Here is a 24,530-nt window from a genome sequence, read left to right on the forward strand (position 1 = left end):
AGAAAGAGTAGCTAATTCTTTTACCCCAATATCCACACCTACAACTTCATACTTTTTAAGGGTTGGTTCATGCTCTTGTTCATAAGCAAAGGCGATAAACCAACTGTCAGCAGTACGAGATATAGTGATTGATTTACAAGTGGTATGCGGTAAACCTTCGTAAGCAAAACGACACATTCTATCCTTATGAGCTATGACAATAATTGCGATTTCGCCTTGAAGCATAGACATCATAATTGATAAGAACTTCTTTCTTTTAAAGTTCAAGCCTCCGCCAATTTCCGATACCCATTCGTCAACAGCTAAACCCCTATTTAAACAAAATGTTTCCATAGCGGTGATTTGATTCCTCAATTCCGGTTTCTGTCCATTAGAAGAAACGCGACAATAAACGATATTTTTACGATGTTGCTCTGTGGGTTTTAATCCCTGAATAATCAATAAGTCGTTCTCTGTATAAAACCGATGCCCCGATGGTGTTCTTTTTGCTGGTAATTTTCCAGAATTGTCCCATCTTTGTAGTGTTTTAACAGAAACTCCAATTTTCTCGGCAAATTCATGTGGTTTAAACATAAATACACTTAGATATTTGTCTATAAGTGTATAAGTATGTCTATTTAATTGTCAACTTAGGATAGCTCAGACGACTGACTAATTCCCGATACTCCTGTCGTCCCAAAGCTTGAATTTCCTCTCACAGATTTTGCCAGTCTAGTTCTAGGACTAGCCTCTGCTCCAAAGCTTTAGCCTGCTGCTGTGTCCATCCGTAGAAGTCTTGGTCATACAAACTTTGTTTGTCTATGTCCATGTCATTCCCAACAGATATTCAACTAGCTTTTGCTTTATCTACCGAAGCTTCTGCCGCAGCAGCCAATCTCTCCATCGCAGCTCTACCAACTATGGCTACTTCATTCAATGGCATAGATTTGATCTGCTTTACCATCTGGTTGACATCCGTGGATTGTGACATTGGCTTGACACCAATGTAGTGAAGCAGTTCCTCCATCGTGTAGCCTGCTTTGGCGGCGATGTTGGCTAAATTCTCTGTGTCTGGGATAGAATCTCCCTTTTCCCACAATTGTACGGCAGTGGCAGAAACGCCGAGAAGCTTACCAAAACCCCTCTGACTCATGGAGCCACGAGCCATTTTCACTACTTCAACAAGTTTCTTTCTAGCTTCTAAATCCACTACTGTAATTTTTCTTCCACTACACTTACTAGTTTACTTTTTTTGCCTATGAAATATTTTATTAATTTAGGCATTTACAAGTTAGCTTGCTAATGATATTCTTAATTTAGATTTGTTATTGAAAAGTTTAACTGCAAGCTAGACAATATATATAGAGTTTTACCAAAAACCCGGGTTTAAAGCCCTGTCTTTCTAGGACGGCTTTTCTTTAACTTCCGAATCAATTCTCTGAGTACATCATTTTGAGTGCGATTTGTTTCTTGGCAATATTCTATAAGCATTTCATACTCCTGTTCTGAGCATCTCACAGTTAATTTTTTCATGCCGTCATAAAGCCTTCCTTAGTGATATAATACTAGCATGAGAACACTGAAGTTTAAACTGTACGAACACAAGCAGAATAAACATCTCAACCTGCAATCGCTGTTTGAGCCTAGAATCCCCATGCCTTTAGGCATGGGAGTATGTCAAAGTTAAATTATCTAGAAAGGGTGCATAATGTTCCGCAGTCCACGTAAACTTAAAAAATATCGCCGTCCAGGTCGAAACCTCATAGCCTCTAATAAGATTAAACCAGATCAATGGCACTTTTCAGATGCAGAAGTTAAAGAAGCTCTGAAAGTTAAAGGCTACGACGTTAAGCAAGTCAAAAAAATCCGTTGTCTCAAGCATCAGGTGTGTATCTCCTACTGGGATGCAAAAGGTAACGTGTGCAGCAGCTTTTTCAGCTATCGGATTTTTGCGCGTTGGCAAACAGAAGTGGAAAAATTAATTTACTGCTGCCCAACTCTCCAGGAATGGCAGAGGTTAAATCACATCCTCCAGTACGAGTTTGTATATTACAATTATCTGAGTGAAATGTCAGACGTACTCAGCACCGCGTTAGAAAACCGCCTATGTGTATTGAAGGCTACAGAACTAGCTGCGGTTTTCTATGATGTTTATTAATGGTGCAAATTAGTTAGAAGTAGAAGTTGCTAACTCTGCTAGGCGTTCTTGCTGGTCTTGAGAAATACAAGATTGAATCACCGTTTCTAATTCGCCTTCTAAGACAGGATTAAGAGAATAATTTTGTCCTAGACGGTGGTCGGTAACGCGGTTATCTTTATAATTGTAGGTACGGATTTTTTCTGATCGTGATCCTGTACCAACTTGCGATCGCCTCATGGAAGTTACAGCGTCTTGTTGTTCGGCTAACTTCATTTCGTACAGTTTCGCCCGCAGGATTTGCATCGCCCGTTCTTTGTTTTGCAACTGGCTACGTTCTTCTGTACAGAAAATCCGGATACCAGTGGGTTTGTGGAACAAATCAGCAGCCGTTTCTACTTTGTTGACGTTTTGTCCACCAGCACCACCAGAACGAGCTGTACTCATTTCAATATCCTTGGGATCAATGTGAATTTCCACATCATCCACTTCTGGCATAATTGCTACTGTGGCGGTAGAAGTGTGAACTCGTCCCCCGGCTTCAGTTGCTGGTACACGCTGGACGCGATGTACTCCCGCTTCAAACTTCAGCTGACTGTAAACGCTATCACCCTGAATTTCTAGGATTACTTCTTTAAAGCCGCCCATTTCACCCAGTGACTCGCTCACCAGTTTGACTTTCCAATGCTGGAGTTCAGCATAACGGGAGTACATCCGCAGTAAATCTCCAGCCCAAATACTCGCTTCATCGCCGCCAGTCCCAGCGCGAATTTCCAACATGATGTTTTTCTCATCGTTGGGGTCACGGGGTAACAGCAACACCTTTAAGCGAGCTTCTAAATGTTCTAGTTTTTCTTCTAATTCATTAACTTCCAAAGCTGCCATTTCGTGCAACTCTGGATCACCGTTCGCTTCTTTGAGTACCTGACGCGCCCCTGCTAATTCTTCAGTAGCAATCTTCCAAGTTTCGTAGGTATTTACTACCTCTTCCAAAGATGAACGAGACTTGGCGATTTTTTGATACTCATCAGGATTGCTAGCAGTATCCGGATCAGCCAGACGACGGGTCAATTCATGAAAGGTTTGTTCAACAGATTTAAGTTTATCTAGTAAGTATGATTCAGCCATGAAAAATGCGCTCCTTAAAAATAACAAATTGGCTCGCCCAAAAATGACAATCGACCCGGCAGTTGCAGGGTCGTCGTTAACAGCAGAGCCAACCCGCTACTTTTCTTGAGTTTCTTCTGTGGCTTGAGTGCTGCTCATACCGTATTTACGCAAGAAGCGTTCAACTCGACCTTCAGTGTCAATTAGCTTCTGAGTACCAGTATAAAAGGGGTGATTTCCAGACCAAACGTCTACGTGCAATTCTGGCTTTGTGGAGCCAATAGTCATAACAACTTGACCATTACAGTACACTTTAGCTTCTGGATACCATTGGGGATGAATATCAGGTTTAGCCATGTTTTTTGTCGTTATCCTATATCAATTATATCTTTTAGATGAAAATGGGAAATGGGAAATGAGGACAAGGGAATTTTAGACTTTGGATCAGACTACAATCTAAAATCCAAAATCCAAAATCCAAAATTGACTTAACGTTTGGAGTACTGAGGAGCTTTCCGGGCTTTGTGCAAACCATACTTTTTCCGTTCTTTGGCACGGGGGTCACGAGTTAGGTAGCCCTCAGTTTTCAAAGGTGGACGGTTATCTGGGTCTAGTTGACACAGAGCGCGAGCTACACCTAAACGAATAGAATCAGCTTGTCCTGTCAAGCCGCCGCCTTCAGCTTTCACCAAAATGTCGTATTCGTTTTCTAGTCCCAGAGTTTCTAGAGGGTTTTTAATCACTCCCAGGTAGTTGGCGTTGAATTGAAAGTACAATTCTCCATCCTTACCATTGACAGTTAATTTACCTTCGCCGGGAACCAATCTGACCCGTGCGACTGCGGACTTGCGACGACCAGTACCCCAGTACACGGCGCGACCGCTATTGCTTTGTGCTACTACCATTAATTTTCTTCTCCAGGAATTGTATTAATTTTTAGTTCTTTGGGTTGTTGCGCTTCGTGGGGATGAGTTGGCCCAGCGTAGACTTTGAGTTTGGTGAACAACTGTTTACCCAAACTATTTTTAGGCAGCATACCTTTGACGGCGTGTTCTAATATCCGTTCTGGTAGGCGCTGTTGCAATTTAGCGAAGGTTTCCGTTTTCATTCCGCCGGGACGGCCTGAATGGCGACGGTAAAGTTTTTGGGTGCGCTTTTTGCCTGTAACTGCGATTTTTTCGGCATTGATGACAATTACAAAGTCACCTGTGTCCATATGGGGCGTAAATTCGGCTTTCTTTTTGCCTCTCAAAATCATGGCGATTTCGGTAGCGAGGCGGCCGAGGCGTTTATCAGTGGCATCTACTACGTACCACTCACGCTCAAGGGTTGCTTGAGGAGGAAGGTAGGTTTTTGTTGTCATTAGAGTTTCTGTTTACAAGAGTGGTGTGGAATTGAGGGAAACGGTTTCTGTTTGGGAATATTCTAGGGGAATACCTGTAGGAAAGACCAATTTAGGCAGGGTTTCGTACCAAATCTCTGGGGGAAAAGGAAAATCTGGATAGCCTACTCGTAACAAACACAAACCCTGGGGAGGGGCAGCGTATTTGACTTCTTCGCGGCGTTCTTCTTGCCAGAGTTCGGTAAAGCCAGCAAGTGTCAGCTTACCTGTGCCTACCTGTGCCAGCATCCCTACTAACAGCCGTACCATGCCATACAAAAATCCATTTGCCTGAATTTCAATATGAAGAAATGGCCCACTACGATGACATTCTGCTGCTTGCACCTCTACCCAAGAATGCGATCGCTTGGAACCCGCACGGTGAAATGCCGCCAAATGATGCTTCCCCATCAAGGGTTCGAGGGCAGCTTGGATTAAGCATTCATCCAGGGGTGCATAATAATAATGCCAACTGAAGGGTCTGACGAACAAGTTCGGCCGTTCTTCAGTGTATATCGTGTAGCGATATCGGCGATAGGCAGCACTAAAACGCGCGTGCCAACGATTATCTACAGCAGCTGAAGCCTTTATCAGTATATCTTGAGGCAGATAGCTATTCAGAATTGATGCCCACCTGTGAGGTGGGATTAATCCTGTGGCTTCAAAGTGGGCTACTTGAGCAGCTGCATGAACTCCAGAGTCGGTTCGACCCGCACCATGTAGAGTCAAATGATAGCCAAGAACCGTAGCGATCGCTGTTTCAATTTCTTCTTGAACTGAACGATGCTGCTTTTGTCTTTGCCAGCCGTGAAAATGAGTGCCGACGTATTGAATTACGAGGGCGACTCTATGGGTTTCGGTGGGAACCGGTTGGCTTTCTAACATATAGATTCTGTCGGTTGGTCTGTGTCCTTGTCATTAACTAATGACCAACGACCAATAACCAATGACTAAGTTAACTAAACTAGCTCGATGATTGCCATTTTTGCCTGATCTCCCCGACGAGGAACGGTATGCAAGATGCGGGTATAACCGCCCTTGCGTTCGCCGTAACGAGTCGGAGCTTGTTCAAATAAAGCATGAACTAGCTGCTTGTCGTAGATATAACCCAGAGCTTCCCGACGTGCTGCTAAGGAGCCGTTTTTGGCTAGGGTAATCATTTTTTCTACTTCACTACGGACAACTTTAGCTCGAATTAAAGTTGTGGTGATTCGACCATGACGGATGATCTCTGTGGTCAACGCTCGCAAGAGGGCGCGACGTTGGTCAGCTGGTTTACTGAGTTTTTTAACTCGACAACGGTGACGCATAATAATGCACTATTAATGAGTAAAATTTTGGACTTATGTGTGTTTAGTGCCTCTTTCTTGGGGCAGGGTAATACCTAAACGGCGCTGTAAGGCTTCAACTACCTCTTCTGCTGACTTCTGACCAAAGTTTTTAATTTCTAACAAGTCTTCTTGAGTGAAATCTAACAAATCGGCCACAGAGTTAACTTGTGCGCGTTTGAGACAGTTATAAGCCCGTACAGATAGCTGTAACTCTTCAATGGGAATTTGGGCGGTGGGGTCGTCTGGGACTTCGGCACCTGTTTCTGTGGGTTCCAGTGAAATATCTTTCAATGGATTGAATAGCTCTACCAGAATACCAGCTGCTGATGATAGTGCTTCTTGGGGCGAAATACTGCCATTTGTCCAAACTTCTAACAGCAACCTGTCTTTAGGAATTGAGCTTTCACCACGGGCTTCTTCGACACTGTAGTTAACTTTCCGGACTGGCATAAATACCGAGTCGATTTGCAGAAAGTCCAAGGAAGTGGCTTCTTCGCGTCCTCGCTCTACTGTGCGATATCCTTTACCTTTCTCAATCCGAAATTCCATTTCCAGTTTGCCGCCCTCAGCTAAGGTAGCGACATACTGGGTTTGGTCTATAACTTCTACTTCACTGGGCAAATCAAAATGAGCCACGGTGACTGTTGCTGGCCCATTAACGAGTAATCTGCCAATCTGGGGTTGAGAAGAATAGCTTCTGAGGATTACTTCCTTCATTTTCATGAGGATTTCCAGCACGTCTTCCCGCACACCCGGAACTGTAGCAAACTCGTGGCTGACACCGGCAATTCTCACTGCTGTAACTGCTGTCCCCTCTAGATTCGACAGTAAAACCCGCCGCAGCGCGTTGCCAACTGTTGTTCCTTGACCACGCTCTAGAGGTTCCAGCACAAATTTACTGTAATGGCTCCGACTTTCCTCAGTATTAGACTCTACACATTCAATTTGAAACTGCGCCACGGATTAGCCTCCCTTCTTTAAGGTGCTGCTAGCAGGCAAATCTATTGCCTCGAATTTACTTTTTTTTCCCTAGCTTTCGCTAGGTAGATTCAACTACCAGTTTTTAATGGCAGTCTAATTTGATCACCCTATTTAGGGGAAATCATTATTTATTTTGGTTAGTTTGAAGTTTAGCAGCCCTCCCGACAGGAAGAGCTGACTTGCTTCTCGTTGCTCAAGCCATTTGAAACAATTTGTAGACCCAATGCCTAACAAACAGGTTGCATTTAAACTCGGCGGCGCTTGGGTGGACGGCAACCATTGTGAGGAATCGGGGTGATATCCCGAATCAAGGTAATTTCCAGTCCTGCTCCTTGAATTGCCCGAATCGCGGTTTCTCTACCTGCTCCGGGGCCACTTACCATGACTTCAATTTGGCGCATTCCTTGATCCATCGCCCGACGGGCTGCACTTTCAGCTGCGGTTTGTGCTGCAAAGGGAGTTCCTTTTTTTGCTCCCTTAAAACCGCTTGAACCAGCACTGGCCCAGGAAATAACATCGCCATTTTGATCGGTAATGGTGACAATGCTATTGTTGAAAGTAGACTGGATGTAGGCCATCCCGTTGGGTACGTTGCGCTTCTGCTTTTTGCTCCCGCCTTTTTTAGTTGGTTGTCTTGCCATATTTGTTTAGTTAATCTAAGGTAAAACTTGCCTGGACGAGCAAGTGTTGAAAGTTTATTTGCCTGGAGCCTTCTTCTTACCAGCCACTGTCTGCCTTCTGCCGCGACGGGTTCTAGCATTAGTGCGAGTTCTTTGACCTCTAACTGGTAAGCCCATGCGGTGACGACGACCACGGTAGCAACCAATATCAACCAAGCGCTTGATGCTCATGGCTTCTAAACGCCGTAAGTCACCTTCAACTTGATAGTTGCTTTCGATTTCGCCACGCAGGGCTGCTACTTCAGCATCACTTAAGTCTTTAACGCGGGTATCTGGGTTTACACCTGTAGCGGCTAAAATTTCCAGAGACCTTGTTAACCCAATTCCGTAGATATAAGTCAGACCAATTTCAACGCGCTTATCGCGTGGAAGGTCTACTCCGGAAATACGTGCCACAATTAATTTCTCCCTATTGTTATCGCAGTTAGTATGACAAAGGCGTGATAATTGCCTTTGTAGCTTTTAATGGTGATTAATCTGTGTTTTCACTCTTGAATTTATCAGAGTGTTAGCCTTGGCGTTGTTTGTGTTTGGGGTTCACGCAAATCACCATAACGCGACCGCGACGGCGGATCACGTTACATTTTTCACACATTTTCTTGACTGAGGCTCGAACTTTCATGCCTTTTGTAATTGACTCCAAATAGTAAATTATAGCATTTTTAGGGAAATTAATTCACTTAAGTAACTGGGTAGAACCCAAAAAGATGGTTTTATGGTAAGATTTTCGACATATAACTATTTTTTCCGCAGTCTATAGGTGATTCTACCTTTTGAGAGGTCGTAGGGAGTTAACTCAACTTTGACGCGATCGCCAGGTAAAATCTTGATGTAATTACGGCGAATCTTACCGGAAATGTGTGCCAAGACATTAAATCCATTGTCCAAATCAACGCGAAACATCGCATTGGGCAAGGATTCAGTGACAGTGCCTTCCATTTCGATCAAATCTTGCTTAGACAATTTGTTTTTTCCTCAATGCAACAATCTCCTATTGATTCAGTTGCAGCACTTCATCTGCAAAAGAACATATTTTGAGAAATATATCAACAGTTTCTTAATATATCTTAGCTAAAATTGGCCTGTATCTATGCCCTTGTGGGGTAGAGACGCGATTGATCGCGTCTGTACTGGGGAGTGAATGGTGATTTTGACAAACCCTACTCAGTCTATGAAGTGACGATTTTTTGCAATTCGTGAGTGACTTCTTCTTGGGACTGATCGCCATTGACTGTCAACAGTTTTTGGCGATCGCCATAATAATCAATCAATGGCGCAGTTTCAGCACGATAAACGTCTAAACGATGACGAATTACCGCTTCGGTATCATCTTTTCGTCCTCTATCGAGTAAACGTGCTACCACAACATCATCTGGTGCATCCAGATTAATTACCCTTTCGCCACCCTGGTTCATTTCTGCTAGCAATTTCTCCAGAAAAACTGCTTGTGTGACTTTGCGAGGAAAACCATCAAGAATCCAGCCAGATTTCACATCTGGTTGACTAAGGCGCTCCTGTACCAAGTCCTGCACTAACTGGTCGGGGACTAAATCGCCGCTATTTACATAACTTTGAGCTTTAATTCCCAAAGGAGTTTGCTCTTGCATAGCTTGCCTTAATATTTCCCCTGTAGAAATATGGGGAATATTCAAGTCTTCAGCCAAAATTTGAGCTTGAGTTCCTTTACCAGATCCGGGTGGTCCCAAGAAAATTAATCGAGTCACTGTCACTATTGTTTCACCATTCCTTCATAACGCTGAGAGATAACGTAAGTTTGGACTTGTTTAGCCGTATCAATTGCCACACCCACTAGGATTAGTAAAGAAGTAGCACCCAAGCCTCTAAAGGTTGGGACTCCTAAAGCACTTTCCACAGCCGTGGGGATAATAGCCACAAAGCCCAAAAATATCGCACCTAAAAAAGTTAGTCGATTGATCACACGCTCAAGATACTCGCTGGTAGCTTTTCCGGGACGAATACCGGGAATGCTAGACCCCATTTTCTTCAAGTTCTGCGCTACATCAACTGGGTTAACAATCAACGAAGAATAGAAATAACTGAAGAAAACAATTGAGACTAAGTAGACCAGAGCATAAACCCAAGCCCCAGAACCTCCAGGACTGAGATAAGTATTGACAATGTTGGCTATTTCAGTATTTCTAGTGAAATTGGCGATTAACAGTGGCAAACTCAAAATTGCCGCCGCAAAAATAATCGGCATTACACCCCCGGAATTGAGCCGCAAGGGTAAATAACTGCGTTGTTCTGCCAATACTCTGCGACCTACTTGGCGACGAGCCGAAATAATCGGGATACGACGGATGCCTTCTTGAACGAAAACAATCCCCACAATTGTCACTAGGAATACCAAAATCAGAACGATTACACGGCCAATGGTTTCTCTACCGCCGACTTGCACCAAGTCAATGGTATCGCCTAAAGCTTTAGGTAGCGAAGCAACAATGTTGACAAAAATCAACAATGATGCGCCATTACCAAGTCCTCGTTCTGTAATTAGTTCTGATGCCCACATGACAAACATGGAACCAGCAGTCAGAGCGATCGCTGTCTCCAGGACAAATGGTATACCTGGATTTAGAGCAAATTGCTTGAGGAAGATTGCCGAAAAAGCCACACTTTGAATAGTCGCCCACACTACAGTTACATAGCGTGTGATTTGCGAAATCTTCCGCCGGCCCTGCTCACCTTCATTTTTCTGTAAATTTTCTAAAGATGGAATAGCCGCCGTGAGTAATTGGATAATAATGGACGCATTAATAAAGGGTAAAATCCCCAAAGCGAAGATTCCCAAAGTGGAAAGTCCTCGTCCAGAAAATATATCCAATAAACCAAAGACGGCATTATTACCAGCTATTGCTTCGGCAAATCTCGCTCTATCAAGACCTGGAACTGGCAAAAATATACCGAGGCGAACCAAAATTAAAATACCGACGGTAACAAGCAGCCTACCTCTGAGGCCAGCTGCTTGCGCCATCTGCATAAAAGTTTCTTGAGCCGTTGGGGCTTTTTCTCGACTGATCATAGAATGCTACCTCTATAGTGAACCAGGCGCTGGCAGCAATAAGAAATGCAAAGTGCGCTTTTCTGGCTCACTTATAAGACTTCGCAACTACCACCAGCTGCCTCAATTTTGCTACGAGCTTGTCCTGTGAAAGCTGCTGCTTGTACCTTTAGGGATACATTCAATTCCCCGTTGCCCAAAACTTTCAATGGACCCTTAGCAGCAGTTAGGATTCCTGCCTCTCTGAGGGAGGCCAAAGTTACTTCTGTATCAGCAGGAAGGGAAGCTAGTTTCTCTACATTTATCGTAGTGTAAATTTTCCGATTCACCACCGGAAAACCCTTGAGCTTAGGTACTCGGCGGTACAGTGGTTGTTGACCACCTTCAAAACCTGGTCTGGTACCGCTACCAGAACGAGATTTTTGACCTCTCATACCTAAACCAGCGCTAGCGCCTTGACCTGCGGAAATACCCCTGGCTACACGGCGGCGGCGTTTTTTTGAACCTTTTTGGGGCTTAACATCGTTGAGTCTCATGATGTAATAAGTAATTGTTTACACGTTCACTATTGACTGTTCACTGTTGAGTGATGACTGTTGACTGACAACCGTCAATCATTCTAAATGTAGAGTTTTTCAATAGGAATACCCCGGTCTTCAGCCACTTCGGAAAGAGTACGTAGTGTAGATAAGGCATTCACTGCGGCTCTTGCATTGTTGAGTGGATTGTTGGAACCAAGTTGCTTGGCCAAGATGTTACGAACTCCTGCCAATTCCAGGACAGTCCGAACCGCACCACCAGCAATTACCCCAGTACCAGGGGCAGCAGGACGCATCATCACCTTAGCACCGCCACCGACACCATCAATAGGATGAGGAATGGAGTTAGATTTGGTCATAGGGATGTCAATCAGATGTTTTTTGCCATCGGCTACACCTTTTTTAACAGCACCGATGACATCTGAGGCTTTGCCTACTCCGACACCAACTTGACCACGTTCATTACCGACGACAACAATTGCTCGGAAGCTAAGTTTCTTACCTCCCTTGACGACCTTGCTCACCCGGCGGATTTGGATGACTCGCTCTTGCCAGGTAGTTTCTTCTTTTTTTGTGCGGTTCGCTTTACGACGACCAGTTGCCATAATCAAATGCTCTCTATTAGTCAGTTGTCTTTTGTCCTTTGTCAGTTGTCTTTTGTCCTTAGCCAATGACTAATGACCAATGACTAATGACTAATGACTTTAGAAATCTAAACCAGCTTCGCGTGCTGCATCAGCGAGTGCTTTGACACGACCATGATATAAGTTGCCACCGCGATCAAAGACTACTTTGGTGATTCCTTTTTCTAACAATCGCACTGCTATCAACTTGCCGACTTGCGCTGATGCGTCACAAGTAGCACCTGTAGCTAAATTAGATTTCAACTCTGGTTCTACAGTTGAGGCTGCTACTAAGGTGTGATGCTGAGTATCATCAATTACTTGAGCGTAAATATGTTCATTGGAACGAAACACAGCTAAACGCGGACGTTCTCGGGTTCCTTGAACTTTACCACGAACGCGCCGATGACGACGCTGTTTTGATTCTCTACGAGTAAGTTTCATTTTTACTTCTTACCACTCTTACCAGTCTTACCAGCTTTGCGTCTGACCACTTCACCGGCATAACGAATCCCTTTACCTTTGTATGGTTCTGGGGGACGAACGGCGCGGATCTTTGCTGCTGTGTTACCTACAATTTCTTTGTCATAACCACTGACGACGATGTTAGTGTTAGTTTCTACAAGAAACTCAACTCCGTCTGGTGGAACAATATTCACTTGATGGCTGTAACCAATATTCAAAACTAGGTTACGTCCTTGAAGTTGGGCGCGGTAACCTACACCTTGAATTTCCAAACGACGCTTAAAGCCTTGGGAAACTCCCTCGACCATGTTAGCGACCAAGGTACGGCTTAAACCGTGCATTTGCCGAGAGACACGGGTCTCATCACGACGGGTGACATTTAATATTCCCCCTTCTTGGGAGACAATTACATTGGCAGACAAAGTGCGAGAAAGTTGGCCTTTGGGGCCTTTCACCACAACTTTGGGGCCATCAATTGTCACTTCCACTTTGGCGGGAATAGTAATTGGTTGTTTACCAATACGAGACATGATTTTTTGTCCTTTATCTTGAAGTCCTGAGCGCTAAGGACTAACTAATGACTACCAAACATAGCAAAGTACTTCACCACCCAAGCTCTGACGACGTGCTTCACGGTCAGTCATGATGCCACTGGATGTAGAAATAATGGCAATGCCGATACCACCTAGTACCCTTGGTAATTCTTTTCTAGTAGAGTAAACACGTAAACCTGGTTTACTCACTCGCTTCAAAGCAGTGATTAAAGGCTGACGATTTTTACCCTTGTATTTCAGGGAAATCACCAGATTCCGCTTGATCCCTTCTCCTGCTTCTGCAACTTCAGCAACAAAGCCTTCCTCTTGTAGTACTTTAGCAATACTACGAGTCATTTTTGTCGCTGGCACTTGTGTCGTTTGATGCCTTGCCAGGTTGGCATTGCGGATGCGCGTCAGCATATCTGCAACTGTATCGTTAGCCGCCATCGTTCCCTCTTTAGATGAACTTATTGATCGCGAAAGGGCATTCCCATTTCTTTAAGTAAGGCGCGACCCTCTTCGTCGTTTTTCGCTGTTGTGATGATGGAAATATCCATCCCACGGATTTGATCGATACTGTCGTACTCGACTTCTGGAAAAATTAGCTGTTCTCTAACACCCAGAGTGTAGTTACCGCGTCCGTCAAAACTTTTCGGACTAATGCCCCGAAAGTCTCTAATTCTGGGTAATGACAAGCTAATTAATCTGTCAAGAAAAGCATACATTCGTTCGCCTCGGAGAGTTACCATAATGCCCACGGGCATCCCCTCACGAATTTTAAAGCCAGCGATCGCCTTTTTCGCCCGCGTCACTACTGGTTTTTGACCAGTGATTACCGCAATTTCATTTAAAGACGCTTCTAGCGACTTAGCATTTTGAGCCGCTTCGCCTAAACCTCGGTTAATCGTAATCTTAATCACCTTTGGTACTTGATGTACATTGGTGTATTGAAACTGATTAGTCAGTTTAGGGACGATTGTCTCTTGGTATAAGTTTTTGAGTCTGGTTGTCGGCATACTTTCTTGTCCTTATCCCTGGGCTTGGTCAGGGAAACTTTTTTAAGGTCTAATTCTCTAGTTATTGAGAATTTCACCTGTTTTCTTCAGCATTCTCACTTTCTTACCTTCTGCGGTGAAGGTGTAACAAACACGACTGGTGACGTTTTGCTTGCTGGAGTATAGCATCACGTTGGAACTATGGATGGGAAATTCCTGGGTGACGATTTTACCTGATTCCCCTTCTTGCTGGGGTTTCACGTGCTTAGTCTTCATGTTGACACCTTTGATAATGACTTTGCTCAGTTGGGGTAGTGCTTGGACTATTTCCCCCACTTTGCCTTTGTCTTTACCTGCAATTACTTGCACGGTATCGCCAGTTTTGACGTGCATTTTATAGAATACTTTCGGCTTTTCCTTGCGGTTTGCCATTACAGTACCTCCGGAGCCAGAGAAACAATTTTGGTGAAGCTCTTTTCACGTAATTCGCGGGCAACTGGTCCAAAAACCCGTGTACCTCTGGGATTACCATCTTTGTTGATAATCACAGCAGCGTTATCGTCAAAGCGAATGGTCATACCACTATCACGGCGGATGCTATGACGGGTGCGAACAATCACTGCTTCGATTACATCTGACTTTTTGACAGCCATGTTAGGAATGGCATCTTTAACAACGGCGATAATTCTGTCGCCGATAAAACCATAACGTCTGTTGCCACCACCTAATACACGGATGCACATAATTTTTTTTGCACCGCTATTATCTGCGACATTCAGGTAAGTCTGGGTTTGAATCACAATTAGTCTCCCTTTTATCCTGATTGATTCGTGTAACCAGGGTTACATTGTGGCTTTAGTATTCAAGATGTCTTTGACTTGCCAGCGTTTGGTTTTACTCAAAGGTCTAGTTTCTTGAATCCGCACGCGATCGCCTACTTTGCATTGATTCTCTTCGTCGTGGACTTTATAACGACGAGTTTTAACCATGATTTTGCCGTACTTGGGATGGGGAGAGCGATTTTCTATAGCAACTACTACAGTTTTTTGCATTTTGTCGCTCACTACCAAGCCGACTCGTTCTTTGATTGCCATAATCTCCTATTGTTGTTCTTTAGTCGGTTGACTTGCTGCTGTGCTTACGTTCAGTCTCGACAGTCAGCAATTGGGATAGGCGATGTCGGGCGTGTCGGAACTGGTGAGGCTTTTCTAGTTGTCTTGTCGCTTTTTGCAAGCGCAACTGAAACAGTTGTTTTTTAACAGCGAGAATTTCCTCAACCAGCTGCTCGTCGCTGAATTCTCTAGCTTCTGAAATCTTGGGAAGAGGCATAACCTACTCCTGCTCCTTTGGTTGAGAACGCACAATAAACTTAGTTTTAATCGGTAGCTTATTTGCCGCCAAACGCATCGCTTCACGAGCGATTTCTTCGGTAACACCAGCGATTTCAAACATAATGCGTCCTGGCTTGACTACGGCTACCCAATATTCTGGATTACCTTTACCAGAACCCATCCGGGTTTCAGCTGCGCGCATGGTGATTGGTTTGTCTGGGAAAATCCGAATCCAGATTTGTCCACCCCGGCGAATATAACGGGTCATTGCTCGACGGGAGGCCTCAATTTGCCGGGCGGTAATCCAAGATGGTTCTTGAGCTTGCAGGGCAAAATCACCAAAATCAATGTTGCAGCCACGGGTAGCTAGGCCTTGCATCCGTCCGCGCTGTTGTTTGCGGAATTTAGTTCTTCTAGGACTTAACATGGTTCGTCATTTGTCATTGGTCATTTGTCATTGGTCATTGGTCATTGGTCATTGCTCAGGACTAAGGACTAATGATTAATGACTATCCTTCATTAGAACGGTCTTCAAATTGCTGACGACGACGTTGTTGTTGACGACGACGGGGTTCACGTTCACGATCGCGATCGCCGCGATCGCGTGTACTGGGTGGGGCTGGAATTTCTTCTTGTCCGGGGATAATTTCTCCCTTGAACACCCATACTTTGATGCCCAGAATCCCGTAAATTGTTTTGGCTGTGCAGTAAGCGTAGTCAATATCAGCCCGTAAGGTATGTAAAGGTACTCTACCTTCACGAGTCCACTCTGTCCGGGCAATTTCTGCACCGTTGAGGCGACCACTGACTTGAATTTTAATGCCTTGAACACCAGCACGTTGAGCGCGCTGAATGGCTTGGCGTACTACCCGCCGAAACGAAACACGTCGTTCCAACTGTTGAGCAATGTATTCGCCAATCAGGGAAGCATCAGCATCAACTTTTTGAACTTCGACTACGTTGATGCGAATTTGGCGATTACCACCCAGCACTTCTTGTAGTCCAAGCCGTAGTGATTCAATACCTTGTCCACCACGACCGACAACTACACCAGGTCTAGCTGTGCGTACTTCTAAGTCAATTTGGTCGGCTTTGCGCTCAATTCTGACTTCAGAAATCCCGGCGTTGTTTTGAGCCAGTTTACCCAGCTTTTTTTCTATGTACTGACGCAGTTTGTAGTCTTCTTGTAAAAGTTCTGGATAACGTTCAGGAACTGCAAACCAACGGGATTGATGCTCACGCGTAATACCCAGGCGAAAACCAACTGGATGAATCTTCTGTCCCACAAATGCTTCCTCTAAAATTTCTAACTTTACGCAATTTTTCGGGTCTGATAATTATTCAGCAGTAGCATCAGCTACAGCCACAGTGATATGACACGTTGGCTTGCGAATTTGGTAAGCTCGCCCTTGCGCTCTGGGTTGAAACCGTTTTAGCACTGGACCTTGATTGGCATAAGCTTGAGTAATTACCAGATTTGTCCGGTCTAAACCAGCATTATGCTCGGCATTAGCGGCGGCACTTCTGAGAAGCTTCAATACTGGTTCACAAGCTCGATAGGGCATGAATTCCAATATAATTAGTGCTTCTCGGTAAGAACGCCCTCTAATTTGGTCGAGTACGCGACGCACTTTGTAGGGAGAAATGCGTATATAACGAGCGATCGCCTTAACTTCAGTAGTATCAATAGCCATATTTTTCTCCTTTAGTCATTAGTCACTGATTATTAGCCTTTAGCTGATGACTAATAACTAATAACTATCTCCCTGCTTTTTTATCACTCTTCCCATGACCTCTGTAGGTACGTGTGGGGGCGAACTCTCCCAACTTGTGTCCTACCATTTGCTCGTTCACAAAAACCGGAACGTGTTGACGACCGTTGTGAACAGCGATGGTATGACCTATCATTAAGGGCAAAATTGTCGAAGCTCTCGACCAAGTTTTAATCACTTGCTTTTCGTTTTTAGCGTTGAGCTTTTCAATCTTGGTCAGCAAGTGATCGGCCACAAAAGGCCCTTTTTTTAAAGAACGACCCATAATTCAATTTTGGATTTTGGATTTGAGATTTTGAATTAAAAATTTGAGAATTTCGGATTTTAATGAATTAGGTCTCTGGTCAAGTTTCACAAATTCTGGATACTGACAAATCAACCCAATCTAAAATCCAAAATTTAAAATCTAAAATTCTATGATTGACGACCACCACGACCGCGTTTAGAAGATTTACGGCGGCGACGTACGATCAATTTGCTGCTGGCTTTCTTGGGTTTGCGTGTCTTCGCACCCAAAGTAGGTTTACCCCAAGGTGTTACAGGGCCTGGTCTACCAATAGGCGCTCTACCCTCACCACCACCATGTGGGTGATCCACGGGGTTCATGACACTACCTCTAACCTTCGGACGGCGACCCTTCCAACGATTACGTCCGGCTTTACCCGCACTTAAGTTTCTCGCGTCGGTGTTACCTACTTGTCCGATGGTGGCGTAGCATTCCCGCCGAATCATCCGCACTTCTCCCGAAGGTAATTTCAGTGTGACATACTGACCTTCTTTGGCTACAACTTGAGCGTTAGCACCAGCAGCCCGGACAATTTGTCCGCCTTTACCAGGTGTTAGTTCTACGTTGTGTACGCTTGTACCCAAGGGAATATTCAAAAGTGGCAAAGCATTGCCATCTTCAAAGGGAGAATCGGGACCCGCAATAATTGTTGCACCCACTGGCAACTTATTGGGGTGAAGAATGTAACGCTTTTCGCCATCTTGATATAACACCAGGGCAATGCGCGCATTCCGGTTGGGATCATATTCAATGGCTATGACTTGGGCGGGAATATTACGTTTATCCCGTTTAAAGTCAATGATCCGGTACATTTGTTTGTGTCCGCCACCCCGACGACGGCTAGTGATGCGCCCTTGGTTGTTACGACCTTTGGGGCGATGCACGTATTCTGTTAAAGATTTTTCCGGCTTTGATTTGGTAATTTCGGCAAAGTCGGAAACTGTAACTTGGCGTGTACTAGGGGTATAAGGACGATAAGAACGAGTACCCATTTTGCTTTATACCTCTGGGAATAGAACTTGTCTAATTTTCTCTTCATCCCCAGGGGCTACAGTGACGATAGCTCGCTTGTATTGGGGTTTGTAACCAACGAATTTACCAACACGACGCTGTTTGCGTGGTGGCATCATGGTATTAATTTTGACAATTTTGACCTCAAATAGGCCTTCAATTGCCGCTTTTATTTGTGGCTTGGTGGCTTTTGGAGCCACTTCAAATGTATATTTATTTTGCTCCATCAGGATGGTCGCCTTTTCAGTCACTATGGGGCGACGCACTAAGTCGGCAAGGTTGCGGGGGTCAAACTTAGGCACTATAGACCTCCTGAATTTTAGCTAAAGCTGATGCTGTGATCACAATTTTGTCAGCGTGCAGCAAATCGTAAACATTTAGCTGGTCGGCTGCAATTAACTTTAAATTTTGGATATTGCGGGCTGACAGATAAACGTTATCCTCAGATGAAATTATCGGCATAATTAACAATGCCTTATTTTCTGGTGCTGCTCCCCAACGAGCTAGTGCTGCCACTAATTCTTTGGTTTTGGGGCGGGATAATTCGTTACTAAAGTCTTGTACTACAATCAAATCGTCGGCACGACTAACAAATGCGGTTCGCAGTGCTAAACGTCGTTCTTTGCGGTTTAATTTTTGGTTATAGTCTCTGGGTTTAGGTCCAAAGATGACACCACCACCACGCCACAGTGGTGAACGAATAGACCCTGCACGAGCGCGACCTGTGCCTTTTTGCCGCCAAGGTTTACGACCACCACCTCTGACTTCGGAACGAGTTTTTGTACTTGCGGTTCCTTGGCGAGAGTTGGTCATTTGTCTGACCAAGGCTCTATGCACAATATGAGATGCTGTTGATTCTTTAGCAACTCTTAATTCAAAGGTCGTCTCGCCGACTTGCTCTCCTTGCCAATTTTTTACTACGCTTTCAACCATTTTTTTGTCCTTTTGTGTCTTTTGCCTTTCAATGACTACTTACCAACTTTCTTCGCAGGCAGAATATTCACTAAGGACCCCGGTTTACCAGGAATGGCTCCTTTAATTAGCAATAAGTTGCGTTCGAGGTCTACTCGTACCACTGTTAATTTGCGAATTGTCACGCGGGTTCCACCCAAACGCCCTGCCATCCGTTTACCCGGATAAACACGACCTGGGGTTGTACCTGCACCAATGGAACCTGGCGCTCTATGGTTTTTGGAACCATGTGACATGGGACCACGGCCAAAGTTGTTGCGCTTCTGGTTGCCCGCAAAACCACGACCAATACTGGTACCGACTACATCGACAATTTGACCTTCGCTAAAAATATCTGCTTTTAGTTCTTGACCTAAAGCATAATCACTAGGGCTATCTGTGTGATATTCGTTTAAATGACGCAACGCTGGTGCAGATGATTTTGCCAAGTGACCCAGCAGAGGTCTATTCAGCGCCTTGGGTTTTACTTCACCATAACCGAGTTGGATGGCGCTGTAACCGTCGGTCTGTTTTGTTTTAACTTGTGTAACAGTGCATGGTCCGGCTTGAACTACGGTGACAGGAATGGATACTCCTGCTTCGTCAAAGACTTGGGTCATGCCCAGTTTGGTGCCGAGAATACCTACAGACACAGTAACTGGTTCTCCTTATATACTTGCTGGTGTTGGAATCGGACTCTTGAGGACACTTTTACATTTGTATCGGTGCCGATTGAGGTTGGACGAACCTTTCTTGGGGACGCTGCTCGAACGGAAATTCGCAGCAGATGATACTACACCATATCTTTCATGACACAACAAGTTATGTCTTTTCTGTTTGGTGAATCCGTTTACTTTCACTCACTTGGTCACCAGAACAGCCACAAGCTTTTTCCCATTCAGAAAAAATAACTTTTGGAATCAGGGCAATGCTTTCTAGCTTTGCGCTTTGTGCAGTAATGCTTTCGTCCAAGCAATTACTTAGGCACTTTCTGGAGGCAGTGCTGTTGGTGGCTTTCCTGCCATAACTTGCTTCTGCCGTGCTGTAGTGGGACTTAAGCGGTTTTTTACCACTCAGTATCCGTACTCAACACATTACTTTAACCTTAAACTATAGTTTAAGATTTTGCCTGGTTTCTCAAGCTTAAAGGAGTGAATGTAGTTTAGAGTCGTTTGTTGGCTTTGTTTATTCAGCCACAACTCTGATTTAACCTGAGAGCTTTTCTAGTTTACCAGTGTCTGACAACTTTGAACCAGGTTTCTACTTTTTGCAAGTTTATTTTTGGCTGGCGATGTTACACATCTGAAAACTCACAGAACAATGATAACTTAGTTTTTACTCTTACAGGTAACAATCTAATATCATAAATCATCTATGGAGATTTGTCTATAAATCTTTAAAATAGTTTTTGATTAAAGATAATGAGATGGGCTTTCTGGCCTCAATACTTTAACCTAATCTTGGTTGAGGGTGAATAATAGAGATATCTAAGTGGGATAGGACGAAAATTTATGGCACTGATTACCACTGGCAACGCTTTCATCCGCGATTTGGAGAAATTTGGTTCCCTTGGTGTTTACGTACCTCTCGAAGGAGGTTTTGAAGGTCGATATCGCCGCCGACTGCGGGCGGCTGGCTATGGAAATCTTCATATTACTGCTAGGGGACTGGGCGACGTAGCTGCCTATCTCACAGGAGTTCATGGTGTGAGACCACCTCACCTGGGTAAAAAAAGCACTGGTAGTGGTGCGGCAGTGGGTTATGTGTATTACATACCACCGATTGTTACTTATAATCTGGAACAGCTACCACCAAAGTCTAAGGGTTTGGTGTTGTGGATTATTGAAGGGCAGATTCTGGCGGATCAGGAGGTGGAGTTTTTAACGACTTTGCCTAGCTTGGAACCACGAGTCAAAGTAGTAGTTGAGAGAGGAGGCGATCGCGCTTTTCGTTGGAAATCTCTCAAAGATACATATTCTGCCAGCTATCTAGCTGTGTAATGATTTAGCTGGGCGATCGCTACTTCGCAAATTTCCCGGAGGTGCGATCGCCCCAATTACAGACAACTACAATTAAAAATCGTCATACTGTAAAAGGCAGAACAGTTTAGACTACTCCCTACTTTCTCAGGCGTGAAGGTAAACAGAGCAAAATGAGACGTAAATCTACTGGTAGATCGGCTACTACTTCTAAATCTTCGGCTTCACAACCATCTTTGTTCAACATTTCCACTATCGCCATTTTGGCAGGGGTGCTGGTGTTAGGCATTGGTATTGGGATTGCCTTTAGCTCCACAACCACATTAACGCCATCAAATGTGGCTTCTCGTGAATTTATTGACAATAGAGCGCCAAACCCTGAGATTTGCGTGCAGAATGGAGCTAGTGCAATGGTAATGGACGCGAGACTGTTCGTGACTCTCAACCCGTTTAACGTCTATGTGGCTCAACCAAGTATGCGTCCTGGGTGCGTTCTGCGGCAAAATAACTGGGCAATTTTAGAGCAACGCAACCTTGTGACATCTAGCCAAGTTCGAGAATGTAAAAATCGCCTAAACACTTTTGGCTTTACAGGTGCTTTAGAAAGTGAAAACCCTGATATCAGATGTATCTACCAAAATCAGGCGGCTCAAAACTTTTTTACATCTCAACCAGGAGCAGTTACACAACCTCAACAAACAGATAGATTTTAGTAGAATTTTGCCAATTTAGTAATTGGGTTTGGGAAGAGGTTGACCAAACTCAATCACCTGTATATTTGACACATTCGGTTGATAATTGGGGATTGTCGGAACTGAGAAATTAGGGCTTCTTTGAGAGGGAAGACTATTAAAATTACTAGGTTGCTGGGGAAAACTAGCTGGAGGAAGAATAGAACCGGGTAATTGAGAAGAGTTCCTAGGATTCAGGGGAGGTACAGTCACAAAGGGTTGCTGTGAGTTAGGAGTTATGGGATATAAGGTGCTAGGTAACTGTTGATAATTACTGGGTGCTTGGTTGGGTAAAGATTGAAAATTTCCCGGTTGTGTAGGGCGAGTATAACTAGTAATCGTAGGACGTAACACCCAGCGCGTGGGGTTTTGTCGGGAAACTGGTTGTAGCTGTACTTGGTTGGGATCTCCATAATTTCCGGCGGCTAAATCCAGAACAATTCGAGTTACAGTCTCATTTAACTGAGAAACACGAATTCTTTGAATTGCGCCAAAATAATTTTGGATGGTGGGAACGTTACCTAACTTAGTATTTGGCAAATCCACAACCAGACGAGGCGGTTCGGATAAGTAGAAATACTTGGGAGTTGTATTAGCTGAGAGGTTAATTTCTAACTGTATAGCTTCTGGGTAAAAGCGCCAATCATCTAATCTGGCTGCTGGTGCGGCGACACTACTACCAGCTTGCAGAGCAATTACTGCATACAACCCCAACAGATGATGGCGACTTTGCCAAAATTGCCTAATGCTTAGTCCCTGGTACATGAATTTATTTTCCTTTTATGTTGAGCCATGAGGCATCTTTTGGTAATTATTGTTCGGTATAATATACTTAAATCTTAAGTCCTGCATACACGCTATCCGAACCTGACAAATTTGCCAACAATTTGATGAATTGAACCTAACAATCTGTATGCTTATCTATATAAGCCCAAGGTTAGGTAAGAATGTCTAAGTTTGTTAAAGGATATTTTGCCAGTTTAATTGAGCCGAAATTGGTGACAACAGCAGTAAAAGTTGCATTGATTGTTGGTTCTATCTTATTTATAATCAATCATGGAAGTGCTTTGTGGCAAGGCGAAATGAGTCGCGAACGCTGGATATCTGCGGCGATAAGTTACCTAGTTCCCTATTGCGTTAATATTCATGGTCAATACGTTAGTGTTTACAGTTCAACTCAAGCTAAAAAATTTAACTAATGCAGACATTTGACATTTTATAAATCTGCGTTAATATCCAAGATTTTATTGACAGATATCTGCCTGGTTCAGTACCTAGTACCGCAAGGCGGAAGTCAAAAGTCAAAAGTCAAAAGTCAAAAGTCTTACTTTATAGGCTTTTGATTGATTTTAAATGGTTGTCCTATTTACGCCGAACTGTACTAGTAAGTTCCTTGAGGAAGCAAAAATAATTAATTTATGTTAATTAAAATTTAATTATTTTGATTTTTTCTCATCAGTAAAAAACGAGGTTACGGGAAAACTTATAACCATTGGCCTCCTCGGAAACGCCAACGGGGAAAGATAATTCGCATGAGGCTTTGCGAGGCGATAAAAACTGCTAGCCAGACTAGGCTATAGTGTAGCAAAAAAGCTCCTAACGTTAGTTCTGCTTTTGGTATAGGTATTGGTAAGAAGCCAAAAAGTTTTACCCCACAGAAGATAAAGACTGATTCCCAAATCCCAGCAACCAGTTGATAAGCGGCTGGCCAGTCCCTATCCCAACGGGATTTTTGCAGATAATTATAAAGCACATCCCAAATTAAGCCAAAGATAGCGACATAGCCAAGTATCCAGAAATAAACCGAGTTTGCGCCAGGGCCAATTAAACCCATTGCAAAAGGTAATGATACTACTACGCCTATAGTTGCGAGTAGTAGTAGTCGAGTTTGCCAACGCCCAAATAAAGTTGGTGTCATAATTGACTATGATAGGCTGCTAGTGGTTGCCAATTAATCACATCTTCTAACAAAGTTTGATAGCCGAGGGTATTGGGGTGAAGACCATCTGCACTTAAGCGTTGCAACCGCCAAAATTCATCCCGCGCCATCCATTTATCGAAAATATCTAAATAAGGAATTTGCCGTTGACTGCAAGCAAGTTTAGTAGCTTCTTTATAACGGTACTGGTCGCTGTGATTATAATAAAAGCAATCTAGAAAGGGCATTTTGGCTTCATCTACGGGAATCATCCCGACAAATAACACTGGACAGAGTTGTTGTGCTTGTTCTAGTAAAGAACTAATTTCTGATTCAAATAGGTCAAAATCTGTATAATTTCTGCCTTGGGGACGTGTTAATCTTGCGGAATCATTGACACCTACGGAGAGGATAATCATGTCGGGAAGACGATTTCGCAGTTCACCCCGATGACGAAATTCTACTTCTAGCCTTTGTGCTACTTGTTGTGTGCGATCGCCTCTAACTCCCAAATTATATAATACATGACCAGAACTATCGGGTAACATCCACCACCGCCGGAGTTGTTCAACCCAACCGCCTTTTTCCGGGTCGCCAAAGCCATATACTAAGCTATCCCCCAGTGCGATAATCTTCAAAGGCTGACATTGCTTGGGTGGTTCTACCAGCTGCATTGAGGAAGAAAGCTCGAATGTTTGCATTTTAAGGGCTGTATTTTATATCTTTACAAGATTCTACACATTTCTACACCATTAAAGGGTATCTTGCTTGTCTG

General features: G+C 43.9%; 41 protein-coding genes. 4 read left to right on the top strand and 37 right to left on the bottom strand.

The features are described from left to right. From NSP_RS19150 to NSP_RS19155, 3 genes are all read right to left on the bottom strand, one after another. The coding region (locus NSP_RS19150) for an IS607 family transposase (protein WP_017804345.1) at positions 1–573 on the bottom strand (573 nt) is incomplete at its 3' end. A gap of 121 nt (positions 574–694) precedes the next feature. After that, complete coding sequence (locus tag NSP_RS24500; RefSeq protein ID WP_006199181.1) at positions 695–808, bottom strand: DUF29 family protein; 114 nt, start codon at positions 806–808, stop codon at positions 695–697. Positions 809–826: 18 nt separating this feature from the next. Beyond that, positions 827–1,189 carry a helix-turn-helix domain-containing protein gene (locus NSP_RS19155; protein WP_006199182.1) on the bottom strand — a complete coding sequence of 121 codons (363 nt, stop codon included), beginning with the start codon at positions 1,187–1,189 and terminating at the stop codon, positions 827–829. A 498-nt stretch (positions 1,190–1,687) separates the two neighbouring features. On the opposite strand from NSP_RS19155, the gene NSP_RS19160 reads away from it, so the two are divergent. Continuing rightward, complete coding sequence (locus tag NSP_RS19160; RefSeq protein ID WP_017804346.1) at positions 1,688–2,137, top strand: hypothetical protein; 450 nt, start codon at positions 1,688–1,690, stop codon at positions 2,135–2,137. A 9-nt stretch (positions 2,138–2,146) separates the two neighbouring features. On the opposite strand, the gene prfA is transcribed toward NSP_RS19160, so the two are convergent. The 31 genes from prfA to rplC all read right to left on the bottom strand — a co-directional run bounded on the left by prfA (position 2,147) and on the right by rplC (position 19,780). Further along, the gene (gene prfA / locus NSP_RS19165; protein WP_006196714.1) at positions 2,147–3,244 is read right to left on the bottom strand and encodes a peptide chain release factor 1; all 1,098 of its coding nucleotides are present in this window, start codon (positions 3,242–3,244) and stop codon (positions 2,147–2,149) included. A gap of 96 nt (positions 3,245–3,340) precedes the next feature. Then, positions 3,341–3,580 (bottom strand): 50S ribosomal protein L31, encoded by a 240-nt coding sequence (gene rpmE, locus NSP_RS19170; RefSeq protein ID WP_006196715.1) that lies wholly within the window; start codon positions 3,578–3,580, stop codon positions 3,341–3,343. Positions 3,581–3,711: 131 nt separating this feature from the next. Then, a complete protein-coding gene (gene rpsI / locus NSP_RS19175; protein ID WP_006196716.1) occupies positions 3,712–4,128 on the bottom strand; it encodes a 30S ribosomal protein S9 in 417 nt (138 codons plus the stop codon). Beyond that, positions 4,128–4,586, bottom strand: coding sequence for a 50S ribosomal protein L13 (gene rplM / locus NSP_RS19180; protein WP_006196717.1), 459 nt, complete (start codon positions 4,584–4,586; stop codon positions 4,128–4,130). Before rplM ends, rpsI begins: the two co-directional genes overlap by 1 nt. A gap of 12 nt (positions 4,587–4,598) precedes the next feature. Next, on the bottom strand, positions 4,599–5,489 hold the full coding sequence (gene truA / locus NSP_RS19185; RefSeq protein ID WP_006196718.1) for a tRNA pseudouridine(38-40) synthase TruA: 891 nt from the start codon (positions 5,487–5,489) through the stop codon (positions 4,599–4,601). A 74-nt stretch (positions 5,490–5,563) separates the two neighbouring features. Continuing rightward, positions 5,564–5,914 (bottom strand): 50S ribosomal protein L17, encoded by a 351-nt coding sequence (gene rplQ, locus NSP_RS19190; RefSeq protein ID WP_006196719.1) that lies wholly within the window; start codon positions 5,912–5,914, stop codon positions 5,564–5,566. A 33-nt stretch (positions 5,915–5,947) separates the two neighbouring features. Further along, a complete protein-coding gene (locus NSP_RS19195) occupies positions 5,948–6,895 on the bottom strand; it encodes a DNA-directed RNA polymerase subunit alpha (protein ID WP_006196720.1) in 948 nt (315 codons plus the stop codon). 266 nt (positions 6,896–7,161) lie between these two features. Further along, the gene (rpsK, locus tag NSP_RS19200) at positions 7,162–7,557 is read right to left on the bottom strand and encodes a 30S ribosomal protein S11 (protein WP_006196721.1); all 396 of its coding nucleotides are present in this window, start codon (positions 7,555–7,557) and stop codon (positions 7,162–7,164) included. Between the two features lie 54 nt (positions 7,558–7,611). Further along, complete coding sequence (gene rpsM, locus NSP_RS19205; RefSeq protein ID WP_006196722.1) at positions 7,612–7,992, bottom strand: 30S ribosomal protein S13; 381 nt, start codon at positions 7,990–7,992, stop codon at positions 7,612–7,614. Positions 7,993–8,104: 112 nt separating this feature from the next. Then, on the bottom strand, positions 8,105–8,218 hold the full coding sequence (rpmJ, locus tag NSP_RS24510; RefSeq protein ID WP_006196723.1) for a 50S ribosomal protein L36: 114 nt from the start codon (positions 8,216–8,218) through the stop codon (positions 8,105–8,107). A gap of 116 nt (positions 8,219–8,334) precedes the next feature. Next, positions 8,335–8,559 carry a translation initiation factor IF-1 gene (gene infA, locus NSP_RS19210; RefSeq protein ID WP_006196724.1) on the bottom strand — a complete coding sequence of 75 codons (225 nt, stop codon included), beginning with the start codon at positions 8,557–8,559 and terminating at the stop codon, positions 8,335–8,337. Between the two features lie 206 nt (positions 8,560–8,765). Beyond that, positions 8,766–9,320: an adenylate kinase gene (locus NSP_RS19215; RefSeq protein ID WP_173403355.1), complete on the bottom strand. Its 555-nt coding sequence runs from the start codon at positions 9,318–9,320 to the stop codon at positions 8,766–8,768. 5 nt (positions 9,321–9,325) lie between these two features. Beyond that, the gene (gene secY, locus NSP_RS19220) at positions 9,326–10,639 is read right to left on the bottom strand and encodes a preprotein translocase subunit SecY (protein ID WP_006196726.1); all 1,314 of its coding nucleotides are present in this window, start codon (positions 10,637–10,639) and stop codon (positions 9,326–9,328) included. A 71-nt stretch (positions 10,640–10,710) separates the two neighbouring features. Beyond that, entirely contained in the window at positions 10,711–11,154 is a 444-nt protein-coding gene (gene rplO, locus NSP_RS19225) for a 50S ribosomal protein L15 (protein WP_006196727.1), read from the bottom strand. 83 nt (positions 11,155–11,237) lie between these two features. Continuing rightward, positions 11,238–11,762: a 30S ribosomal protein S5 gene (rpsE, locus tag NSP_RS19230; protein ID WP_006196728.1), complete on the bottom strand. Its 525-nt coding sequence runs from the start codon at positions 11,760–11,762 to the stop codon at positions 11,238–11,240. A gap of 99 nt (positions 11,763–11,861) precedes the next feature. Beyond that, a complete protein-coding gene (gene rplR / locus NSP_RS19235) occupies positions 11,862–12,224 on the bottom strand; it encodes a 50S ribosomal protein L18 (protein ID WP_006196729.1) in 363 nt (120 codons plus the stop codon). A gap of 2 nt (positions 12,225–12,226) precedes the next feature. Then, a complete protein-coding gene (rplF, locus tag NSP_RS19240; RefSeq protein ID WP_006196730.1) occupies positions 12,227–12,775 on the bottom strand; it encodes a 50S ribosomal protein L6 in 549 nt (182 codons plus the stop codon). A 51-nt stretch (positions 12,776–12,826) separates the two neighbouring features. Continuing rightward, positions 12,827–13,228 carry a 30S ribosomal protein S8 gene (gene rpsH / locus NSP_RS19245; RefSeq protein ID WP_006196731.1) on the bottom strand — a complete coding sequence of 134 codons (402 nt, stop codon included), beginning with the start codon at positions 13,226–13,228 and terminating at the stop codon, positions 12,827–12,829. A 20-nt stretch (positions 13,229–13,248) separates the two neighbouring features. Beyond that, positions 13,249–13,797 (bottom strand): 50S ribosomal protein L5, encoded by a 549-nt coding sequence (gene rplE, locus NSP_RS19250; RefSeq protein WP_006196732.1) that lies wholly within the window; start codon positions 13,795–13,797, stop codon positions 13,249–13,251. Between the two features lie 57 nt (positions 13,798–13,854). Beyond that, a complete protein-coding gene (gene rplX, locus NSP_RS19255) occupies positions 13,855–14,208 on the bottom strand; it encodes a 50S ribosomal protein L24 (protein WP_006196733.1) in 354 nt (117 codons plus the stop codon). Next, positions 14,208–14,576 carry a 50S ribosomal protein L14 gene (gene rplN, locus NSP_RS19260; protein WP_006196734.1) on the bottom strand — a complete coding sequence of 123 codons (369 nt, stop codon included), beginning with the start codon at positions 14,574–14,576 and terminating at the stop codon, positions 14,208–14,210. Before rplN ends, rplX begins: the two co-directional genes overlap by 1 nt. Positions 14,577–14,618: 42 nt before the next feature. Next, positions 14,619–14,870: a 30S ribosomal protein S17 gene (gene rpsQ, locus NSP_RS19265; RefSeq protein WP_006196735.1), complete on the bottom strand. Its 252-nt coding sequence runs from the start codon at positions 14,868–14,870 to the stop codon at positions 14,619–14,621. A 19-nt stretch (positions 14,871–14,889) separates the two neighbouring features. Further along, the gene (gene rpmC, locus NSP_RS19270) at positions 14,890–15,105 is read right to left on the bottom strand and encodes a 50S ribosomal protein L29 (protein WP_006196736.1); all 216 of its coding nucleotides are present in this window, start codon (positions 15,103–15,105) and stop codon (positions 14,890–14,892) included. Positions 15,106–15,108: 3 nt separating this feature from the next. Next, positions 15,109–15,534: a 50S ribosomal protein L16 gene (gene rplP, locus NSP_RS19275; RefSeq protein WP_006196737.1), complete on the bottom strand. Its 426-nt coding sequence runs from the start codon at positions 15,532–15,534 to the stop codon at positions 15,109–15,111. Between the two features lie 82 nt (positions 15,535–15,616). Beyond that, positions 15,617–16,393, bottom strand: a complete 777-nt coding sequence (gene rpsC / locus NSP_RS19280) for a 30S ribosomal protein S3 (RefSeq protein ID WP_006196738.1) — start codon at positions 16,391–16,393, stop codon at positions 15,617–15,619. Positions 16,394–16,444: 51 nt separating this feature from the next. Beyond that, positions 16,445–16,801: a 50S ribosomal protein L22 gene (rplV, locus tag NSP_RS19285; RefSeq protein WP_006196739.1), complete on the bottom strand. Its 357-nt coding sequence runs from the start codon at positions 16,799–16,801 to the stop codon at positions 16,445–16,447. Between the two features lie 64 nt (positions 16,802–16,865). After that, entirely contained in the window at positions 16,866–17,144 is a 279-nt protein-coding gene (gene rpsS, locus NSP_RS19290; RefSeq protein ID WP_006196740.1) for a 30S ribosomal protein S19, read from the bottom strand. A gap of 149 nt (positions 17,145–17,293) precedes the next feature. Then, a complete protein-coding gene (rplB, locus tag NSP_RS19295) occupies positions 17,294–18,157 on the bottom strand; it encodes a 50S ribosomal protein L2 (protein ID WP_006196741.1) in 864 nt (287 codons plus the stop codon). Between the two features lie 6 nt (positions 18,158–18,163). After that, positions 18,164–18,478, bottom strand: coding sequence for a 50S ribosomal protein L23 (locus NSP_RS19300; RefSeq protein ID WP_006196742.1), 315 nt, complete (start codon positions 18,476–18,478; stop codon positions 18,164–18,166). Then, the gene (rplD, locus tag NSP_RS19305; RefSeq protein ID WP_006196743.1) at positions 18,471–19,109 is read right to left on the bottom strand and encodes a 50S ribosomal protein L4; all 639 of its coding nucleotides are present in this window, start codon (positions 19,107–19,109) and stop codon (positions 18,471–18,473) included. Before rplD ends, NSP_RS19300 begins: the two co-directional genes overlap by 8 nt. Positions 19,110–19,144: 35 nt before the next feature. Further along, positions 19,145–19,780, bottom strand: a complete 636-nt coding sequence (gene rplC / locus NSP_RS19310) for a 50S ribosomal protein L3 (RefSeq protein WP_006196744.1) — start codon at positions 19,778–19,780, stop codon at positions 19,145–19,147. Positions 19,781–20,638: 858 nt separating this feature from the next. Between rplC and ndhN the strand changes: the two genes are divergently transcribed. Further along, positions 20,639–21,127 (top strand): NAD(P)H-quinone oxidoreductase subunit N, encoded by a 489-nt coding sequence (gene ndhN / locus NSP_RS19315; RefSeq protein ID WP_006196746.1) that lies wholly within the window; start codon positions 20,639–20,641, stop codon positions 21,125–21,127. A 152-nt stretch (positions 21,128–21,279) separates the two neighbouring features. Further along, entirely contained in the window at positions 21,280–21,819 is a 540-nt protein-coding gene (locus NSP_RS19320) for a DUF3172 domain-containing protein (RefSeq protein WP_006196748.1), read from the top strand. Positions 21,820–21,834: 15 nt separating this feature from the next. On the opposite strand, the gene NSP_RS19325 is transcribed toward NSP_RS19320, so the two are convergent. Beyond that, positions 21,835–22,602, bottom strand: a complete 768-nt coding sequence (locus tag NSP_RS19325; protein WP_006196749.1) for an AMIN domain-containing protein — start codon at positions 22,600–22,602, stop codon at positions 21,835–21,837. A gap of 182 nt (positions 22,603–22,784) precedes the next feature. On the opposite strand from NSP_RS19325, the gene nrtS reads away from it, so the two are divergent. Continuing rightward, the gene (nrtS, locus tag NSP_RS19330; RefSeq protein WP_006196750.1) at positions 22,785–23,036 is read left to right on the top strand and encodes a nitrate/nitrite transporter NrtS; all 252 of its coding nucleotides are present in this window, start codon (positions 22,785–22,787) and stop codon (positions 23,034–23,036) included. Between the two features lie 284 nt (positions 23,037–23,320). On the opposite strand, the gene NSP_RS19335 is transcribed toward nrtS, so the two are convergent. Then, positions 23,321–23,755 (bottom strand): hypothetical protein, encoded by a 435-nt coding sequence (locus NSP_RS19335; RefSeq protein ID WP_006196751.1) that lies wholly within the window; start codon positions 23,753–23,755, stop codon positions 23,321–23,323. Further along, positions 23,752–24,456 carry a GDSL-type esterase/lipase family protein gene (locus NSP_RS19340; protein ID WP_173403308.1) on the bottom strand — a complete coding sequence of 235 codons (705 nt, stop codon included), beginning with the start codon at positions 24,454–24,456 and terminating at the stop codon, positions 23,752–23,754. The genes NSP_RS19335 and NSP_RS19340 overlap by 4 nt, the downstream gene beginning before the upstream one ends. Positions 24,457–24,530: the final 74 nt, after the last annotated feature.

Origin of the sequence: Nodularia spumigena CCY9414 (assembly GCF_000340565.2) — a bacterium.
Classification (GTDB): domain Bacteria; phylum Cyanobacteriota; class Cyanobacteriia; order Cyanobacteriales; family Nostocaceae; genus Nodularia; species Nodularia spumigena.

Coding starts and splice junctions, on each gene's coding strand:
- NSP_RS24500 (WP_006199181.1), bottom strand. CDS start 808: ATGGACATAGACAAACAAAGTTTGTATGACCAAGACTTCTACGGATGG.
- NSP_RS19160 (WP_017804346.1), top strand. CDS start 1,688: ATGTTCCGCAGTCCACGTAAACTTAAAAAATATCGCCGTCCAGGTCGA.
- prfA (WP_006196714.1), bottom strand. CDS start 3,244: ATGGCTGAATCATACTTACTAGATAAACTTAAATCTGTTGAACAAACC.
- rpmE (WP_006196715.1), bottom strand. CDS start 3,580: ATGGCTAAACCTGATATTCATCCCCAATGGTATCCAGAAGCTAAAGTG.
- rpsI (WP_006196716.1), bottom strand. CDS start 4,128: ATGGTAGTAGCACAAAGCAATAGCGGTCGCGCCGTGTACTGGGGTACT.
- rplM (WP_006196717.1), bottom strand. CDS start 4,586: ATGACAACAAAAACCTACCTTCCTCCTCAAGCAACCCTTGAGCGTGAG.
- truA (WP_006196718.1), bottom strand. CDS start 5,489: ATGTTAGAAAGCCAACCGGTTCCCACCGAAACCCATAGAGTCGCCCTC.
- rplQ (WP_006196719.1), bottom strand. CDS start 5,914: ATGCGTCACCGTTGTCGAGTTAAAAAACTCAGTAAACCAGCTGACCAA.
- rpsK (WP_006196721.1), bottom strand. CDS start 7,557: ATGGCAAGACAACCAACTAAAAAAGGCGGGAGCAAAAAGCAGAAGCGC.
- rpmJ (WP_006196723.1), bottom strand. CDS start 8,218: ATGAAAGTTCGAGCCTCAGTCAAGAAAATGTGTGAAAAATGTAACGTG.
- secY (WP_006196726.1), bottom strand. CDS start 10,639: ATGATCAGTCGAGAAAAAGCCCCAACGGCTCAAGAAACTTTTATGCAG.
- rplO (WP_006196727.1), bottom strand. CDS start 11,154: ATGAGACTCAACGATGTTAAGCCCCAAAAAGGTTCAAAAAAACGCCGC.
- rpsE (WP_006196728.1), bottom strand. CDS start 11,762: ATGGCAACTGGTCGTCGTAAAGCGAACCGCACAAAAAAAGAAGAAACT.
- rplR (WP_006196729.1), bottom strand. CDS start 12,224: ATGAAACTTACTCGTAGAGAATCAAAACAGCGTCGTCATCGGCGCGTT.
- rplF (WP_006196730.1), bottom strand. CDS start 12,775: ATGTCTCGTATTGGTAAACAACCAATTACTATTCCCGCCAAAGTGGAA.
- rpsH (WP_006196731.1), bottom strand. CDS start 13,228: ATGGCGGCTAACGATACAGTTGCAGATATGCTGACGCGCATCCGCAAT.
- rplE (WP_006196732.1), bottom strand. CDS start 13,797: ATGCCGACAACCAGACTCAAAAACTTATACCAAGAGACAATCGTCCCT.
- rplX (WP_006196733.1), bottom strand. CDS start 14,208: ATGGCAAACCGCAAGGAAAAGCCGAAAGTATTCTATAAAATGCACGTC.
- rpsQ (WP_006196735.1), bottom strand. CDS start 14,870: ATGGCAATCAAAGAACGAGTCGGCTTGGTAGTGAGCGACAAAATGCAA.
- rpmC (WP_006196736.1), bottom strand. CDS start 15,105: ATGCCTCTTCCCAAGATTTCAGAAGCTAGAGAATTCAGCGACGAGCAG.
- rplP (WP_006196737.1), bottom strand. CDS start 15,534: ATGTTAAGTCCTAGAAGAACTAAATTCCGCAAACAACAGCGCGGACGG.
- rplV (WP_006196739.1), bottom strand. CDS start 16,801: ATGGCTATTGATACTACTGAAGTTAAGGCGATCGCTCGTTATATACGC.
- rpsS (WP_006196740.1), bottom strand. CDS start 17,144: ATGGGTCGTTCTTTAAAAAAAGGGCCTTTTGTGGCCGATCACTTGCTG.
- rplB (WP_006196741.1), bottom strand. CDS start 18,157: ATGGGTACTCGTTCTTATCGTCCTTATACCCCTAGTACACGCCAAGTT.
- rplD (WP_006196743.1), bottom strand. CDS start 19,109: ATGGTTGAAAGCGTAGTAAAAAATTGGCAAGGAGAGCAAGTCGGCGAG.
- ndhN (WP_006196746.1), top strand. CDS start 20,639: ATGGCACTGATTACCACTGGCAACGCTTTCATCCGCGATTTGGAGAAA.
- NSP_RS19320 (WP_006196748.1), top strand. CDS start 21,280: ATGAGACGTAAATCTACTGGTAGATCGGCTACTACTTCTAAATCTTCG.
- NSP_RS19325 (WP_006196749.1), bottom strand. CDS start 22,602: ATGTACCAGGGACTAAGCATTAGGCAATTTTGGCAAAGTCGCCATCAT.
- nrtS (WP_006196750.1), top strand. CDS start 22,785: ATGTCTAAGTTTGTTAAAGGATATTTTGCCAGTTTAATTGAGCCGAAA.
- NSP_RS19335 (WP_006196751.1), bottom strand. CDS start 23,755: ATGACACCAACTTTATTTGGGCGTTGGCAAACTCGACTACTACTACTC.
- NSP_RS19340 (WP_173403308.1), bottom strand. CDS start 24,456: ATGCAAACATTCGAGCTTTCTTCCTCAATGCAGCTGGTAGAACCACCC.